Below are 220 nucleotides of genomic sequence, written 5' to 3'. Positions count from 1 at the left end.
CCGTTTGCAATAAACCAAGAATAAGATTCATCTGCTGTGCCGAAGCGCCCCATAATATGGCTACCTGCAAAATGAGCTGTTGATGTATGATTACCTTCCGCATGAGAAGAGGAGCCACCTGCTGTCGTTTCACTTCCTTCACTATGGGAACTATGTCCAGTTGCTTTCGTTTTTGATCCTTCTGCATGAGAGAAAGAACCTTTTGCATGTGTCAGAAGTC

The 220-nt window shown here is 44.5% G+C and carries 1 pseudogene; it reads right to left on the bottom strand.

The window, feature by feature from the left end:
- Window positions 1–220 (bottom strand): annotated as a pseudogene (locus MR079_RS28995) (peptidase G2 autoproteolytic cleavage domain-containing protein); the annotation flags it as partial.

The organism is Bacillus cereus group sp. BfR-BA-01381, from assembly GCF_022663555.1.
Taxonomy (GTDB): Bacteria; Bacillota; Bacilli; order Bacillales; family Bacillaceae_G; genus Bacillus_A; species Bacillus_A pacificus.
The sequence above is the reverse complement of the archived record's forward strand: the minus strand, read 5'-3'. Positions and strand labels throughout refer to the sequence as shown.